This window comes from Aminobacter sp. P4_H6_2 (genome assembly GCF_056400805.1).
Genome location: NZ_JBFUKO010001000.1, coordinates 1 through 1216, shown reverse-complemented (window position 1 = coordinate 1216; position 1216 = coordinate 1). Strand labels below are relative to the sequence as shown.

Genomic DNA, 1216 nt, shown 5'->3' with positions numbered 1-1216 from the left:
GTGCCCCGCTGGTCGTGCGCTGGCCCGGACACATCGAGCCCGGCACGGTCAAGAACGACATCTTCTCATCGCTTGATTGGGTGCCAACGCTCGTGAACATCGCCGGCGGCCCGAAGGGCGATGGGCTGAAGAAGCAGATCGAGGCCGGCACGTATCCGAACGTCGTCAAGACCACGCTTGACGGGATCGATCAGCGTGAATTCTTGGAAGGGAAGTCGCCTTCCGCACGCGACTCTTTCCTGTACTATTCCGGCAAGGAGCCGTCAGCGGTTCGCTACAAGAACTGGAAGATGTATTTCGCGATGGTCTCCGACGACCCAGCTGGCTTCATCTCAGGCGTGCAGCCCTACTCCTGGACGCAGGTCGTCAACATCAAACGCGATCCGTTCGAGACCTCGGTCGGTCAACAGATCAAGACGCTGTTCGGTATGGGGGGCTCCATCGCCTCTCCGTCGACGGCCTATGTCTATGACTGGAACATCCTGCCCATCGGCCAGCAGTTGTGGCTGAAGCATCTCGAGAGCTACATCGCCTATCCGCCGCTTCAGGACCCTGCAAGCTACAATCTGGAGCAGGTGATGCAGCAGGTCAAAGATATGAAAGCGGGTCACGACTGACCCACCCACCAATATCGGACGCCCCGTCACCGGGGCGTCCGATGCCAGGTGCCTTCCGGCAGCATCCCGCACCGAACCACATCAACGATGGGGAGTTCAAGATGCACGCATTCTCCAAATTCGTAGGCGGAGCGCTCATAGGACTTTACGCATTATTTGCGGTGGCATTTGCGCAAGCCCAGACCGATCCACTGCCATCGTGGAACGATACCGGCCCTAAGGCAGCCATTGTTGCCTTCGTTGAAAAGGTGACCAAGGAAGGGTCGAGCGATTTCGTGGCCGAGCCCGAACGCATTGCCGTGTTCGATAATGACGGTACGTTATGGGTCGAGCACCCGATGTACACCCAACTCGCCTTCGCGCTCGACCGCGTGAAGACAGAAGCGCCATCGCATCCGGAATGGAAGGCCACACAGCCGTTCAAGGCGGTGCTCGAAGGCGACATGAAGACGCTCGCGGCAGGCGGCGAGAAGGGGCTGGTGGAACTCATCATGGCGACCCACACCGGAATGACCAGCGACGAGTTCCAAAAGATCGTCACCGACTGGATCGCAACCGCGCGTGATGGCCGGTTCAAGCGCCCCTACACCCTACACCGA

General features: G+C 59.4%; 1 protein-coding gene and 1 pseudogene. Both read left to right on the top strand.

Features of this window, described 5'->3' with window-relative positions:
• Positions 1 to 617: pseudogene (locus AC1DUU_RS32445) on the top strand (arylsulfatase); the annotation flags it as partial.
• Between the two features lie 101 nt (positions 618 to 718).
• Positions 719 to 1216, top strand: a 498-nt coding sequence (locus tag AC1DUU_RS32440; RefSeq protein WP_476787391.1) for an HAD family hydrolase, incomplete at its 3' end; no start/stop codon positions are given.